Below are 15,658 nucleotides of genomic sequence, written 5' to 3'. Positions count from 1 at the left end.
TTATTCTGGATAAATGGCCTGACTGAAGCGCAGAGAGAATGGGCCTTGTTCAGGATCTGCCTGGACCTCAAGCTCAAACACCATGTTTTCGCCTTCGCTATACCAGAATTGGGCAATTTGATAGACCGCCGAGCCCTCGCTGATGCGGGAAAATTCCAACTCGCGTTGTTGCTGAACCATATTGCGGACGTGCCCTCTTACAAAAGCAGAAATCGCCCGGGTGGTTCCATCGGCCTGCTTCTTAAGTACGGATACATTCAGGAAGCCGGTGCTTTTACTGCGGGCCAGGTTATATTGTTTGGCGATGGCTGGGTCCAGAACAGTGGTTGGAAGTGCAATATAGTGCACCTCATAGTCGCCGAAGACCTGTTTTTGTTCAGCGTTGGCAAAAGTGACAAACAGGCTGAGAAGAATAAAGATAAGCGAATTGGTCAATGCTCTCATATGAATCACCGGTTCGTTGTCTTTTAGGTGTTTACCTAGTGACATGATATATCGCTACCTGGCCAAGGAAATTCGGCCAGACCTTATTGAACCAACGCTGACGATGCTCATTGTCTACTACGGTCCGCTTCAATATATGGATGTTTTTCTGGTAGCAGAGAGCCTCAAAATCCTTGAACGTACACAAGTGGATATTGGGGGTGTTGTACCAGGTGTAGGGCAGCGTCTTGGAAACCGGCATACGACCGTTTTGCAGCAGGTAGAAACGCAAACGCCAGTATCCGAAATTAGGGAAGGTGATAATGCACTCTTTACCTATACGAAGCATTTCCTCGAGCATGATGTCCGGGTGACGGACTGCCTGGAGTGCCTGGGTCATTACCACCACATCAAAACTTTTGTCTTTGATGTTGGATAGGTCTTTGACGTCAAGATCCTGCTCGATGACGCTAACACCCTTGCGCAGGCATTCCGTAATATTATTACTATCGATTTCCAGGCCGTAACCCTGCACCTTTTTATGTTCGCTCAGGTAGGCCAGCAAAGTGCCGTCTCCACACCCCAGATCAAGCACATGACTCTCTGGGCGTATCCATTCACGGATTATCTCTAGATCAGCCCGCAATTTTGTTTTCCTCCGCAATCCGGTTCATGTAAGCGCTGAAAACGTCCATATAGCGAGGTGTCGGTATTAAAAAGGCATCATGACCGTAGGGGGCATCGATTTCCGTGTAACTGACCGGCTTTTTGGCCTCAAGCAAAGCGTTCACCAGTTCTTCCGAGCGTTCCGGGGAGAATCGCCAGTCAGTGGTGAAAGAGGCCACAAAGAAGCGGCATTTGGCGGCTTCGAGTGCTTTGGCCAAGCTACCATTGTGCTTGCTCGCCGGATCAAAATAGTCGAGCACTCTGGTCATTAATAGATAGGTGTTGGCGTCAAAGTTCTTGGAAAACCGTTCCCCCTGGTAATGCAGATAGCTTTCTATCTCGAACTCCACATCCAGCAGTCCGAACTTGAAGGCCTGATTGCGCAGGTCTCTGCCAAACTTTTCTCCCATGGAGGCGTCCGACAAATAGGTGATATGTCCAACCATCCTTGCCAGCATTAACCCCTTGCTGGGGTAAGTGTTGTGCTCGTAATAACGACCGTCATGAAATTCCGGATCAGACGTAATGGCCTTTCTTGCTACTTCATTAAAAGCAATGTTCTGGGTTGTCAGCTTGGGAGTTGAGGCGATGATCAGTGCATTTTGAATGCGATCCGGAAACTGGGTCGACCATTGCAAGGCCTGCATTCCCCCCAGGCTTCCACCAATCACGGCAGCCCAGGTCTCGATGCCCAGGTAATCGGCAAGTCTGGCCTGGCTTTCCACCCAGTCGGAGACGGTGATGACCGGGAAGTCCGGGCCGTAAGGGTTTCCTGTGGCCGGATTGATGCTATTGGGGCCAGTGGAACCGTTACAACCTCCAAGGTTGTTGAGCGATACCACAAAAAATCGGTTGGTATCGACAGGCTTTCCAGGACCGATGCAAGTGTCCCACCAGCCTGGTTTGCGGTCATCCATGCTGTGATAACCGGCGGCGTGATGGTGTCCGCTTAACGCGTGGCATACGAGGACAGCATTGGAGCGATCGGCATTCAGTTCGCCATAGGTCTCATATACCAGTTGGTAACTGTCAATCTGCTTGCCGCATTCTAGGCGCAACGGCTCGTCAAACACCGCCTGTTCCGGTGTGACGATACCGACCGAATCCGGTGGAATGGTCTCAGGCATTGTGGCTTGGGAGTCCTGTTAAAAGCGTGTGTGAACCGCGCAGTCTATAAACCCCTTCGTTTTTGCGCAAGAAGTATTGTTTGCGGGTGGGAGCGGGTCCGAATAACACTCTTCGTGATGGAATGATTTTGAATGTTGTAAATATAACGAAAATCAAAATCTTACTATCCCGTAAAAATGGGTGTGTAAAACAGAATAAAAACTTATTATTTCGTAATATTTACTAAATATCACGTAAGTCAGCGCAGCGTTTCCTTCCTACCATGGATGTGTTCCTTAGCGTTCTGTATTGGTCCATGAAGTGGTCTCTCCTTCTGGGTCAAAAACGCCGATACACCATGAAAACAACAATAGGAAAACTGCAAGTATGATTACTAAGACTCCTTCTAAATCACTCCCTTTTTTGGCTCTCTCTCTGGCATTAGGGGTGTCGCAGGCAAACGCTGAATTTGGTATTGGTGCCAATATCGAGCTTGATACTGATGTCATTGACAGTAAAGCTGGCGACACGACTTATGAGCAGGGTGGAAGGATCGAGGTCAATGTCACCGGTAAAAAAGAGCTGAATGGATACTTTGTCGAGGGTAAAGGTTCCGGATTATTGAAGAAAGACGGAACGGCTGCGACTGATGATATGTGGATCAAATTCGGTAACGATACCTGGGATCTTCAGGCGGGACGTTTCGAGGCGATTAACCTGTTCCCTCTGGGTAAAGATACGGTGGTTTCTCACGCTGGTGAGGACGGTGGTGCAGTCGTTTATCAAGCCAATAAGGTTCGTGGCCGCGCCGGTGATAACGGTGGTCAGTTCGCGTTGCGGGTACGTCCCAGCAGTATGATTTCTCTTGAACTGGATACCATCTGGGGAGATGCGGACGAAGACGGGGATAACCAGGAAACCTTCTCTGGCCTCCGTCCAAGTGTGACTTTCTCTGGTGATAGCTTCAGCATTTCTGCAGGTTATGAAAAGCTCCAATATGAATTTGCAGATACAACTGCGGACCCTAAAGAAGTGGACCAGTCCGGTTTCGGCGTAACGGGGAACATAAGTGCTGGTGGTGCGAGCATCAACCTGAATGCTGCAATGGGTTCCGATGATATCAGCAAATCAGACGTTACCACCTTTGGTGCCAATGTGACCTACGGAAACTTTGGTCTGGGTGCTGTCCATTCAGAAACCGATGTTGATGGTGTTGATGACGACCCAACGGTCACCACGGTCTACATCGCGTACACGCTGCCGTTGTTCGATATTGACAACGCATCAGTGACCTTCGCCGGCTCTACTTCATCAGCTGACAATGTAGGCGACGATGACGAGCTGAACCAGTTCCGTACCCGCTTCAACTACACTTTCTGATTTTCACCTAAATTTGTTTTCAGGCACATGGAAGCGCCTGCCGGCAGGTAAGCCGAACCAAGCCTGTGCTTGATCTTCCGACGTTGTGTGATTGCGCCACCTTAATCAGGGTGGCGCTTTTTTGTGCCCGCTATCTATCTGCTGCCAGTCAGGTCTGCTCAAGAAGAGAATGCTGTTTCCGATATTGCAGAGGGGATTCCCTGTAATACTTGCTGAATACTTCATAGAAACGGGTAATTGAGGTAAAGCCGCTATCAAAGGCGATGTTGGTGACTTGGTCCCGGGTGTGTAGAAGCAGTCTTCTGGCGTGGTTGACTCTCAGGCTGGTGAGGTATTCCAGCAACGACATGCCCACAGATTTTTTGAATACATTCATGGCGAAGTTTCGATGTAGTCCTACGGACTCGGCTATGTCGTTGATCGTAATGGGCTGACGATAATTTCTGATAATGAACTCCACCATGTTGTGACTGTGAACGAGGTGTCGGCACAGTGACTTGCTATGGCCTTGTGCCGCTTCTGAGTAGGGCGTGTCAACCAAAAGTCTGCGCAGCATCAATCCTATCTCGTCAATGACAAGTTCCTGCAATCGGTCATCTTTGCATGCCAGTTCCTGAGCCCAGCGCTCGGCAGTCGATAGGTGTACCAGGTTTGAAATATCTGAGATATAGGGAGTGGTTCGAATCAGGAATTGCCTGAATAGCTCGTTGTCCGGCAGACAGGGGAGAGTGAAAAGGGGGATGCGCAGCTGTAGGGACAGTGCATCGCCGGAAATGGAATGCAGCCAATGTGGGTGCAACGCCGAGAAGCAGGCAATAGAGCCGGCAGTCAGGAGAATATCTTCATCCGCGTAAGTAACCTCGAGTTGTCCAACTAGCAGGATATTGAGTTCCAGATGACTGTGCTGATGTGAGTAATGCATTTCTTCAGGGCTACCAAAATAGAACTCTATTCTTTCACATGAGGTGCCGGGAGATACCTTTGCATATGGATCGTCTTGGGTGGACTGCCTACTCATTATGGAATTCCAGGTTGGGTTAGTCGTATGACCGAAACCATTGGGCCTGCCTGGCCTGGATATGCCTGTTTACTTCACTACCGAAACGGTTGATGCCTGTGCGCGGTAAAAAAGTCTAGGGAGACTTGCGGTCTCAAGTGTACGAAGCATTGTGCCTGTCCATGGGGCGGTAAATGCTTGGGATTTATGAAAAGTCAGGGGGAGTGGAGATGTCGGGAGGATAACTTGGTGCAATGAGATGGTTGTAGGGCAGAAAGAATGGAAGGTGGTGGTGTCAAATTATGCATGGTCTGTCTTCTCAATCATGTTGTTATTTTAATAGGTTCCAAAATGAACCATTGAGTGATCTTTAAAATAAGATATTGTGTCAAAATAATCAATAAAGAATAAAATCGATCACAAATATGGGTCTATTATTTTCGAATATGATCGATTTAAGCCACGCCTGCTGCGAAAATATCAATTAAAAAGATGGACATCCTTGTCGTAACGAGAGCGGTTTTGTCCAATTTCCCTGGACGGGTGTGTCGCTCAGACATGAGAGCAAAAATGGCAGAAATTCTGAGTATTCTGGATGGCCGGCAAGCTCTTAATAGCGGTTTTAACAAACGTGGATGATGCGTCGTACATGCCAGCAGGTCTCGATCATTTTGTTATTTTCTTGAGTCTAGAAATGAACTTTCGATTTTTGTGAATTGTGGAATTTTTATTCTATAAAATCAATGAATAGATATATCGATTTACTATTAAAAGGAAATATATATTCCTTCTGGTGTGTGGAGGAGTGCAAGAAAGAGAGGGAGAACGCAGATAATGTGCCAATAAACAGATAGATGGATGAAGTGTATGTGTCATCGGATGTGAGGTGGAGTGTCAAATTTTTTCTGCTGGTTTTGAGGACTTCAAAGTAACGTCAGCAGGAAGTGAGGGAAAGCACCGTTTTGGCGGTGCTTTTTCATGTCGAGCCGGTGGCTTATCCCAGCATGCTGGGGAGATTGACCACTTTCTGTCGCAGCATTTGCGGCGGTGGACGGCGTAACTTACGCTGGATATTTTCCGCTTCGGTGATCTGTGCGTGAATCTCACCCATCAGACCCTGCAGTTTGCGAGTCTGCGAACGGGTGTCCTTCGCGTTGGCAGCCAGCTCCTTGAGACGACGGATCTGATGCTCAAGCAACTGTTTCTGCTCAATCGTGTGTTGCAGGATTGGCAGTAAGGCTTCCTGCGGCCAGCGCTCGGTCTCTGCCTCGATTTCTGAGTAGATACGCTTGGCTTCACTGACCAGAACGGTAAAGAACCGTTTTACCACGATGGTTTGTTCAGTCATCAACGTACGTGGGTTGCGTCGGAAGCTCTCCGCCCGTTTTTTCAGGTTCTCCAACTCCCGAACCTGGCGACTGATATTAAAGGTAATCGGTCGTAGATGGCGGGATTTTGGATCATTGGAATAACGTTCGTAGATCGAACTGACCATTTTTTGTGCCAATCGGGCTTCGTGATTCAAATTGCTCAGGTCATTCTCAATGGACTGGAAAAAACCAGCCATGGCGCGACCCATACCAATCGTCGTCCAGCTGTTGATCAATTCTTGACGCGTCTGCTTGGCATGCCCCTCGAAATGCTCGATAGCCACCAAGCGCTGAAGGATCATTGCCTGGGACTTCATCAGCCTCCGGCTGGAACGCAGGGTAAACAATTTCTTGTAATAGAAGTTGTAATCATCCTGGGTTTTTTCTGTCAGATTGCGCAGGAAGTCAGAGCTGACCCCCTTCTGTTCACATTCTTCAAGACGTTCCTCGTAGTTCTGCAAGCGACCCTGCAGGATGGCCTGGCTATTTTGCAGCATGCCCAGTACATCGTTGACCAATGTCTGGGTAATCAGGCGCTCTTTTTGGGTAAGAATCTGGTTGGACAGCAAGTCTTCCAGCTTATCGAGCTGAGACTTGTGCAGTCGCTCATCGTCGCCTTTAATGCGTCCGATCAGTGCCTGTTTGGCTGACAGCAATAATACGTCCTTGGGTTCCAGCCCCAATTGCTCCGCGGTTTTGCCTCTGACTTGGGCAATCGCCTGCTCTGTGTGTTCCTCGCCCTGGATGTCGTCCCAGAGAATGTCAATCTTGTTGAGAACAGCAAAGCGTCCGGCCCGATGATCTGCATTATCGGTAAATATATGTTCCCGCCAGATTTCCATGTCGCTGGCAGTAACACCGGTGTCCACCCCAAGCATAAAAATGACGGCGTGGGCGTTGGGAATCATGCTGACGGTAAGTTCCGGTTCCGAGCCCAGGGCATTCAGGCCCGGTGTATCAAGAATTCGTAAGCCTTGTTGCAGAAGTGGATTTTCCAGGCTGATAAGGGCGTGTCGCCAAGCGGGGATGATTACCATGCCGCTTTGAGCAGGATCACGCTCCAGTGCGGATAGTTCGAAGCCAAGAGCCCGAGCTTCCTCGAAGGGGACAGATTTGGTTCTGGCAACTTGGTCCAGAGACTTGCGCATTGCCTCCGGAGAGCTCATATCCAGCGGAAAAATAATCCAGTCGTTCAGTGAGCGTTTGAGGTCGGCCAGGGATTTTTCTTCCTGACGGGTTTCTATGGGAAGTACTTTCAGGTAGCTCCCGCCGGCATGATCATAGAACAGCTCAGTCGGACACATGGTGGTGCGACCGGCCTGCGAAGGCAGCATCCGTTGTCCGAACTCGGCAAAAAACAATGCATTGATCAATTCGGTTTTCCCACGGGAAAACTCACCGACAAATGCAATGGTCAGAGTATCTTCATGGAGCAGCTGAATACTGCGCTGGAGCTTTAGCTCCAAGTCATCCGAGGACAACTGGTTGGTGCGAAGCCAACTTTGATAGTGGGCGATTTCCCGAATCAGTGATTTCTTCCACTGCTGGTAAGCTTCGACTTGATGACTTAATCCGCCGCCTTTCATCCCGGTTCTCACTTCTTACGGTTAAGACCTTAATTATAGGTAATTTTCTGGAGCCCGTAGCCGAGTTTAAGGCTTGGTTCCAACTATCCCTAGTACCGACAGGAGTCGAAATAAAACCTTATCACGCCATAAAAATCAATATATTAAGCCTGAAATATAGAAATAAATGGAATGTAATCTTTTGTTGAGAAAGATGTATTTTTGTAGAAGTGTGAACTTGATAGAGCGGGCTGTTTCGTGGCAGAGGAGGCAGATTTTCGACTTTCCGCAGATCGCGGTGAACACGATCTGCGGAGCGCTTCATTAATGAATGACCATGCTTTGCAGATGGCTGATCACAATGTTGATGGCATTGATTACCAGAAATACCAGAATAGGAGAGAGGTCCAGCCCGCCAAGGTTTGGCAGAATCTTCCGAAAGGGCCTCATGACCGGCTCAGTCAGTTGGTACAGCAGTTGCGCTGCAGGATGATAACTGCCCGGGGCAATCCAGCTCAGAACAATCACCGCAATAATGGCCCAGAAGTATACCTGGACGGTTAAATCCAGAACCTTCAGTAAGGCGAGCGGTAACAACAGTGTCAGAGGAATGCCAGATCCCCGCAGGGCTAAAAGAAGAACATAGGTTAACAGTTGTAGCAGAATCGCCAGTACCAAAGAGGCAATATCCAATCCTCCCATGCCAGGGATAATGCGACGCAAAGGGATGACAAATGGATTGGTCGCCTTCACCACAAACTGGGATATGGGATTGTAAAAGTCCGCCCGGGACAGTTGTAACAGGAAACGCAGTATCACAATCGTTATATAGAACGATGCCAATATCTGAATTGTGGAGATAGCAATCTGACTCAACATAGTGAATGAATTCCGTTAACCTCTGGTCGAGGTCATAATGGTGGCTATAAGTCTGAATTTCCAGTGTTTATCAAAACAGTGACAGTAATAACCGCGATTTGGCGGCGGTTATTACTCGTTTTGATCAGGCATTCGGGACAGGATTCAGGCGGGTGGCTCTTCACCTGCGAGTTCATAGGATCTTGACCAGGCGTCACCGATGGCTGCCGCTACAACCTCTGCCAGTTTTTCCTGCTCAAATCGTGATACCGCCCTTTCTGTTGTGCCCCCAGGAGACATTACCCGCCGCTTTAACTGTTCCGGAGACTCTTCGCTACGGGATGCCAGCTCGGCCGCGCCGCGCATGGTTTGGATGGCCAGGGCTCTTGCGTCAGCTGCATTCAGGCCCAGCCCGATGGCGGCTTTTTCCATCGCTTCGATAAACATAAAGCAGTAGGCCGGTCCGCTGCCGGAGAGTGCCGTGACCGTATGCAGGTCAGATTCGGCAGGGACCCAGGCGACAAGGCCCACGGATTCGAACAGACTGGCGGCCAGATTTTTTTGCTCCGGGCTGACCCGGCTGTTGGCGAATAAGCCGCTGGCGCCGATATGAACCAGTGCAGGAGTGTTAGGCATGCAACGTACCACCGGGAGATCTCCTCCCAGCCATTCCTCAATTTGGGCAATGGTAACTCCTGCCGCAATTGACACAATCAGAGGTTTGCGTGCCTGGACACTATCCCGTATACCCTCACAGGCTGCTTTCAGCACTTGGGGTTTGGTGCAAAGGAGCAATACATCGGTATGGTCAATAAAAGCATTATTGTCCAGGCTGGTGTTGATCGGGTATTCAGCCTTCAGTGAGTCCAACTCCCCACTGTTTGGCGCGCAGGCTGAGATGGACGATGCTTGATAACCGTTAGCGATCAGGCCACCCAGAATCGCCCTGGCCATGTTGCCCGCTCCGATAAAATTCAAATGTGCTGTTGCCATGGAAAACCTCTTTTGCTGGTGCCGCCCGCATTGGATTGCCGACAGACAGGTGAATTTTGATGGTTAGGATTTAGCGTCCGCTGTAGTCCCTTTCCCCGAAGATGGCGGTGCCTATCCTGACGATCGTAGACCCTTCTGCGATAGCTACTTCCATGTCTTGACTCATTCCCATTGATAAGGTGTCGATCGTATTGTGTCGGGATTTCAGATCCTCGGCGACGGCGGCGACTTTTCTAAAGCTTTCCGCCAGAGTGCTTTGGTCGTGAGAAGGGTTGGGAATGCACATCAGACCCCGCAGGCATAGTCGCGGGAGTTTCGCGATATCGGCAGCCAGGGATTTGACTTCGTCCAGCGGAACGCCGGATTTGCTGTCTTCCTCGTCAATATTGACCTGAATGCACACATTTAAAAGTGGCATGTTTTCAGGTCTTTGCTCTGACAGCCGGGTAGCAATTTTCAAACGGTCCACGGTGTGTATCCAGTGAAAATGTTCTGCTACCTGGCGGGTTTTATTGGATTGCAGCGGGCCGATAAAATGCCATTGGATAGAAAGATCAGACAGCTCCTGAATTTTTTGCAGAGCTTCCTGCAGGTAATTCTCTCCGAAATCTCTCAGTCCGGCAGCGTAAGCTGCTCGAATGGCCTCGGAAGGCTTGGTTTTGCTCACTGCCAGCAGGGCGACTTCCCCTGCTTGTCGGCCGGCTGATTTTGTTGCATTTTGTATTCTGAGGCTTACGGAATTTATGTTGTCTGCTATGCTGATCATATATGCGTATCAATAGCTTAGGAACGGAGAGCGGATATCGTCCTAAACCCACCGATTCCCTGAGTTATTTAGAGTATAGTTTCCAGCATTTCGATTATCGTAGAGCCGTTATCGCCAACTTAATCTGTCGTTGTATGGCATTCCCGTTGCGCCGGTGTTGTGACCGATAAGCATGGTGAAGCAGGCCATCTGCGCCCGGATAGACCTAGATAGGCAAGATGCTGAATACTGGACGCGCTGATTGTAACTAACCTGCCTGCAAAATAAAGGGGCTGGCCATAATCCCTGGCTGCAAATGTTCCTAAGGCGGGTGGAAGAATTGAGAAGAACCATATACGGGGACCACTATGGATATTACCGAGTTGCTCGCGTTTTCTGCTAAGCAGGGCGCTTCCGACTTGCACCTTTCCGCCGGCTTGCCGCCCATGATTCGGGTGGATGGCGATGTCAGACGTATCAACCTCCCTCCCATGGAACACAAAGAAGTCCATGCTTTGATTTACGACATCATGAATGACAAGCAGCGGAAGGACTTCGAAGAGTTCCTGGAAACAGACTTTTCCTTTGAGGTACCCGGTGTTGCTCGTTTCCGTGTAAACGCATTTAACCATAACCGGGGTGCCGGTGCGGTATTCCGGACAATCCCCTCCAAGGTGCTGACAATGGAGGACCTGGGGATGGGGCAGGTGTTTAAGGACATCGCCCTGAAGCCGCGTGGCCTGATTCTGGTAACCGGGCCTACGGGTTCCGGTAAAAGTACCACGTTGGCTGCGATGATGGATTTTATCAACGATAGCCGGTACGACCATATCCTGACTATTGAGGACCCCATCGAATTTGTTCACGAAAGTAAGAAGTGTCTGGTGAACCAGCGGGAAGTCCACCGCGATACGCTCGGTTTCAGTGAAGCTCTGCGTTCAGCCCTGCGGGAAGACCCGGATATTATCCTGGTCGGTGAGATGCGGGACCTTGAAACCATCCGCTTGGCATTGACGGCGGCAGAGACCGGTCACTTGGTATTCGGGACTCTGCACACCACCTCAGCGGCCAAAACCATTGACCGGGTGGTTGACGTGTTCCCGGCAGAAGAGAAGTCTATGGTGCGTTCCATGCTTTCCGAGTCTCTGCAGGCGGTTGTTTCCCAAACCCTGCTGAAGAAAGTGGGTGGGGGCCGGGTGGCGGCTCATGAAATCATGATCGGGACGCCGGCAATTCGTAACCTGATTCGGGAAGATAAAGTTGCGCAGATGTATTCCTCTATCCAAACGGGTGCCAACATCGGAATGCAGACATTGGATCAATGTCTGAGCACCCTGTTATCGAAAGGACTGATTAGTCGGGATGCAGCACGCGAAAAAGCAAAAATGCCGGAAAACTTTTAATATATGATGACGTCAGCGCGTTATCGGAGCTCAAGCAAAAGCTATATCTGACGGATTTGTTTGGGTCTGTGGACGTCATACAATGAAATGATGTCACGGGATAGATTGCAGAGGGTGGGTAACAGCGAAGTTATGCGGGATGCGCAGATTCGGTGCATGCTGCAGAAGATAGCCATCGGGTGAAACTATGGATTTTGACAAATTACTGAAAATAATGGTGGAAAAAGGGGCCTCTGACCTGTTTATAACAGCCGGGGTTCCACCGAGCATCAAGGTTCACGGGAAAATGATCCCGATTACCAAGTCGCCCCTGTCTCCTGAGCAGACTCGAGAAACGGTCTACTCCATCATGACGGAGAAACAGCGTTCTGAATTCGAAGTGGCACATGAGTGTAACTTTGCTATCAGTGCCCGGGGGATCGGGCGTTTCCGGGTCAGCGCATTTTTCCAGCGTAACCTCTGCGGTATGGTGTTGCGTCGAATCGAGACGAATATCCCCAAACTGGATGATCTGAAGCTTCCTGAGGTTATCAAGAAGTTATCGATGACCAAGCGCGGGCTGATTATTTTCGTCGGGGCCACCGGTACTGGTAAGTCAACGTCGTTGGCGGCCATGATCGGTCACCGTAACCGCAATAGCAAAGGGCACATCATTTCTATTGAGGACCCGATAGAATACATCCACCAGCATCAGGGCTGTATTATCACTCAGCGGGAGGTTGGGTTGGATACGGAAAGCTTTGAGATAGCATTGAAGAACACTCTGCGTCAGGCGCCTGATGTCATCATGATCGGGGAGGTGAGAAGCCGCGATACCATGGAGCATGCGGTCACCTTTGCTGAAACCGGACACCTGTGTCTTGCCACATTGCACGCCAATAATGCGAACCAGGCTCTGGACCGGATTATCAACTTCTATCCCCCTGAACAGCATAACCAGGTGTGGATGGATCTGTCGCTAAACTTGAAGGCAATTGTCGCCCAGCAGTTGGTACCAACCCCTGACGGTAAGGGGCGCCGGGCTATCGTGGAAATCCTGATTAACTCTCCGCTGGCATCGGACTTGATTCGTAAGGCTGAAGTACACAAGCTGAAGGAACTGATGACGAAATCCGGTGAAATCGGGATGCAGACCTTCGATCAGGCGTTGTACAGAGCCTACTCCGCAGGTGAGATCACTTATGAAGACGCATTGGCACATGCTGATTCGGCGAACGACCTGCGTCTGATGATCAAGCTGGGGGCAGATGCCAATACCCAGAAGCTTCAGGGAGCTGCGGATTCCTTGAGTCTTAGTGACGACGAAGGCTATTAAATAAGAAATCTACCAAGAACAAAGGGGCGTTCAAGACGCCCCTTTTTTATGTCTACTGTATTCCTACAGGGAAAGTGCTAATGCGCCTCATCCCAGTTATTTCCGATACCTGCCTCCACCAGCAATGGAACATCCAGGTCCGCGGCTGAGGACATGATTTCCTCAAGGCGTTTGGCCACCTCGCCGGCGGCATCTTCTTTGACTTCCAGAATCAGTTCGTCATGCACCTGCATGATCATGGTGGCGTCCGGCTTTTCTTTCATTAACCACTCGTCAACTTTGATCATGGCGCGCTTGATGATGTCCGCCGCGGTTCCCTGCATGGGAGCGTTGATGGCAGTGCGTTCTGCGGCCTGCTGCAGACCTTTGTGCTTGGCGTTGATGTCGGGCAGGTATAAGCGGCGACCGAAGTGAGTTTCCACATACCCGTTGTCGTGAGCTTCAGTACGTATACGGTTCATGTAGTTCAATACGCCGGGGTAGCGCTCGAAGTACTTATCGATATAACCCTGTGCAACTCCTCGCTCCACATTGATCTGGCGGGCAAGTCCAAATGCCGACATGCCGTAGATCAATCCAAAGTTGATGGCTTTGGCGCTGCGGCGCTGGTCAGACGTGACCTCATCCAGGTCCACGTTGAATACTTCGGCTGCCGTAGCTTTATGCACGTCCAGGCCTTCAGAGAAAGCCTTCAATAAACCTTTGTCGCCGCTGAGATGGGCCATGATGCGCAGTTCAATCTGGCTGTAATCTGCGGAAATCAGCTTATAGCCGGGTGGCGCTATAAAAGCTTGCCTGATGCGTCGTCCTTGTTCGTTGCGTACAGGGATGTTCTGGAGGTTGGGTTCCGTGGAGGATAAACGGCCCGTGGCGGCAACCGCCTGATGATAGGAGGTATGCACCCGTCCGGTTCGTGGGTTGATCATCTCCGGCAGGCGGTCGGTGTAAGTGGATTTCAGCTTGGAAAGACCGCGATATTCCAGAAGAACCTTCGGAAGTTCATAGCGCTCTGCCAGTTCCTGCAACACTGGTTCTGCGGTAGAAGGCTGTCCCTTCGGGGTCTTTTTAATGACGTCAAATCCCAGTTTGTCATAAAAGATTGCCTGCAACTGTTTGGGGGAGCCCAGGTTAAAACGTTCTCCTGCCAAGTCGTAGGCTTGCTCTTCCAGCTCAAGCATGCGCTCTGCCAGTTCCTGGCTGTGGACTTTCAGGCGTTGGCTATCAATCAGTGCACCGTAGTGTTCCATGCGGATAAGGACTGGAACCAAGGGCAATTCGATATCCCGGTAGACTTGCTCCAGGCGCCCTGTTTTTGCCAGTTGCGGATAGATCTTCTCATGCAGCTGCAGTGTAACATCTGCATCTTCTGCCGCATAAGGGCCTGCCTGGTCCAGATGGATCTGGTTGAAGGTCAGCTGTTTGCTGCCTTTGCCGGCAATATCTTCAAAGTGAACGGTTTCATGATCCAGGTATTTCAGGGCCAGAGTATCCATATCGTGGCGATTGGCCACGGAATTGAGGACATAGGATTCCAGCATCGTGTCATGCTCGATGCCCTGCAGCTCGATATCATAGTTTTTCAGGACGTGAGCATCATATTTAAGGTTCTGTCCGACCTTTTTAACGTTGGGGTCGGTAAGAAGTGGGCGCAACTGTTCCAAAACCCATTCCCGTGACAGCTGCTCCGGAGCATCCATGTAATCATGGGCCACAGGGACATATGCGGCCTTTCCGGGTTCGATGGAAAAGCTGACCCCCACGATTTCTGCTTCCATGTAATTGAGGCTGGTAGTTTCGGTGTCAAAGGCAAACAGGGGGGCGGCCTTCAAACGAGTCATCCACTCGCTGAAATCAGCTTCTGTGAGAACTATCTGATAGTCAGTTTCCACAGGTTCCCTGGCTGGCCGGTCATTAGTATTTTCAGGAGGATCGGCCTCTGGCGCTTTTCCGGATTCCAGTTCCCTTATCCAGCCTTTGAATTCATATTCTTTATACAATGCCAACAGTGACGCAACGTCTGTATCGGTTGGTTGAATGTCTTCGAGATTTTCCGATAACTCCACATCCAGTTTGATGGTGGCAAGCTCCTTGGATAGCGGAAGTTGCTCCAGGCTATTGCGAAGGTTTTCACCGATTTTCCCTTTTACTGTATCCGCCTTTTCCATAATGGTGGGCAGCGGGCCGATTTCGTTAAGCCATTTTACAGCGGTTTTGGGGCCACACTTGGGGACGCCTGGAATGTTGTCCACGGTGTCACCGATCAGGGCCAGATAATCGATTATCAGTTCCGGCGGTACGCCGAATTTCTCGATGACACCTTGGCGGTCCATGAAGGTTTCCGTCATGGTGTTGATCAACGAGACATGGTCGCTGACCAGCTGGGCCATATCTTTGTCACCCGTGGATATGATTGTGTCCAAACCCTTGTCTGTCGCTTCCTGGGCCAATGTTCCGATGACATCATCGGCTTCAACACCTTCCACTACCAGGAGGGGCAGACCCATGGCACGAATGATTTCGTGAATCGGAGCTATCTGGCAGGCCAGGTCTTCCGGCATCGGCGGGCGGTTGGCTTTGTAGTCGGGAAACATCTCATGGCGGAAGTTTTTCCCTTTGGCATCAAAAACCACAACAACTTTGCTGTTCGGGTAGTCCTGCTGCAGCCTGCGCAACATACTGACAACGCCACGAATGGCCCCGGTCGGATGGGATTTGCTGGAAGTCAGTTTGGGCAGTGCATGGTAAGCACGAAACAAATAGGAGGAACCATCCACCAGAATGATGGGCGTGGGCGAAGTGTCTTTACTCATAGAGGGTACTGGTTTCTAATGTCAGA

General features: G+C 50.2%; 12 protein-coding genes. 3 read left to right on the top strand and 9 right to left on the bottom strand.

Annotated features, from left to right (window positions below; genetic code table 11):
* From BTA51_RS04400 to BTA51_RS04390, 3 genes are read right to left on the bottom strand one after another with little or no spacing between them, the layout of a single operon-like run.
* Positions 1 to 489, bottom strand: a complete 489-nt coding sequence (locus BTA51_RS04400) for a DUF4426 domain-containing protein (protein ID WP_246840918.1) — start codon at positions 487 to 489, stop codon at positions 1 to 3.
* On the bottom strand, positions 476 to 1,069 hold the full coding sequence (metW, locus tag BTA51_RS04395; protein ID WP_094706210.1) for a methionine biosynthesis protein MetW: 594 nt from the start codon (positions 1,067 to 1,069) through the stop codon (positions 476 to 478). Before metW ends, BTA51_RS04400 begins: the two co-directional genes overlap by 14 nt.
* Positions 1,059 to 2,216: a homoserine O-acetyltransferase gene (locus BTA51_RS04390; RefSeq protein WP_094706209.1), complete on the bottom strand. Its 1,158-nt coding sequence runs from the start codon at positions 2,214 to 2,216 to the stop codon at positions 1,059 to 1,061. Before BTA51_RS04390 ends, metW begins: the two co-directional genes overlap by 11 nt.
* 367 nt (positions 2,217 to 2,583) lie before the next feature.
* Here BTA51_RS04390 and BTA51_RS04385 point away from each other — a divergent pair, with 367 nt between their 5' ends.
* Positions 2,584 to 3,576 carry a carbohydrate porin gene (locus BTA51_RS04385; RefSeq protein WP_094706208.1) on the top strand — a complete coding sequence of 331 codons (993 nt, stop codon included), beginning with the start codon at positions 2,584 to 2,586 and terminating at the stop codon, positions 3,574 to 3,576.
* 148 nt (positions 3,577 to 3,724) lie between these two features.
* Here BTA51_RS04385 and BTA51_RS04380 read toward each other — a convergent pair whose 3' ends face one another.
* The 5 genes from BTA51_RS04380 to BTA51_RS04360 form a co-directional block, all read right to left on the bottom strand.
* A complete protein-coding gene (locus BTA51_RS04380; RefSeq protein WP_094706207.1) occupies positions 3,725 to 4,594 on the bottom strand; it encodes a helix-turn-helix domain-containing protein in 870 nt (289 codons plus the stop codon).
* Between the two features lie 973 nt (positions 4,595 to 5,567).
* Positions 5,568 to 7,529 (bottom strand): dynamin family protein, encoded by a 1,962-nt coding sequence (locus BTA51_RS04375; RefSeq protein ID WP_094706206.1) that lies wholly within the window; start codon positions 7,527 to 7,529, stop codon positions 5,568 to 5,570.
* Positions 7,530 to 7,832: 303 nt separating this feature from the next.
* Positions 7,833 to 8,387 (bottom strand): YggT family protein, encoded by a 555-nt coding sequence (locus BTA51_RS04370; RefSeq protein ID WP_094706205.1) that lies wholly within the window; start codon positions 8,385 to 8,387, stop codon positions 7,833 to 7,835.
* Between the two features lie 144 nt (positions 8,388 to 8,531).
* On the bottom strand, positions 8,532 to 9,359 hold the full coding sequence (proC, locus tag BTA51_RS04365; protein WP_094706204.1) for a pyrroline-5-carboxylate reductase: 828 nt from the start codon (positions 9,357 to 9,359) through the stop codon (positions 8,532 to 8,534).
* Between the two features lie 70 nt (positions 9,360 to 9,429).
* Positions 9,430 to 10,125: a YggS family pyridoxal phosphate-dependent enzyme gene (locus BTA51_RS04360; protein ID WP_094706203.1), complete on the bottom strand. Its 696-nt coding sequence runs from the start codon at positions 10,123 to 10,125 to the stop codon at positions 9,430 to 9,432.
* A 347-nt stretch (positions 10,126 to 10,472) separates the two neighbouring features.
* Here BTA51_RS04360 and BTA51_RS04355 point away from each other — a divergent pair, with 347 nt between their 5' ends.
* Positions 10,473 to 11,507, top strand: a complete 1,035-nt coding sequence (locus tag BTA51_RS04355; protein ID WP_094706202.1) for a type IV pilus twitching motility protein PilT — start codon at positions 10,473 to 10,475, stop codon at positions 11,505 to 11,507.
* Between the two features lie 187 nt (positions 11,508 to 11,694).
* A complete protein-coding gene (locus tag BTA51_RS04350; protein ID WP_094706201.1) occupies positions 11,695 to 12,822 on the top strand; it encodes a PilT/PilU family type 4a pilus ATPase in 1,128 nt (375 codons plus the stop codon).
* Positions 12,823 to 12,899: 77 nt separating this feature from the next.
* On the opposite strand, the gene polA is transcribed toward BTA51_RS04350, so the two are convergent.
* Entirely contained in the window at positions 12,900 to 15,632 is a 2,733-nt protein-coding gene (polA, locus tag BTA51_RS04345) for a DNA polymerase I (RefSeq protein WP_094706200.1), read from the bottom strand.
* Positions 15,633 to 15,658: the final 26 nt, after the last annotated feature.

Origin of the sequence: Hahella sp. CCB-MM4, assembly GCF_002260525.1 — a bacterium.
Lineage (GTDB): Bacteria > Pseudomonadota > Gammaproteobacteria > Pseudomonadales > Oleiphilaceae > Hahella.
This window is presented reverse-complemented; position numbering and strand designations above follow the sequence as displayed.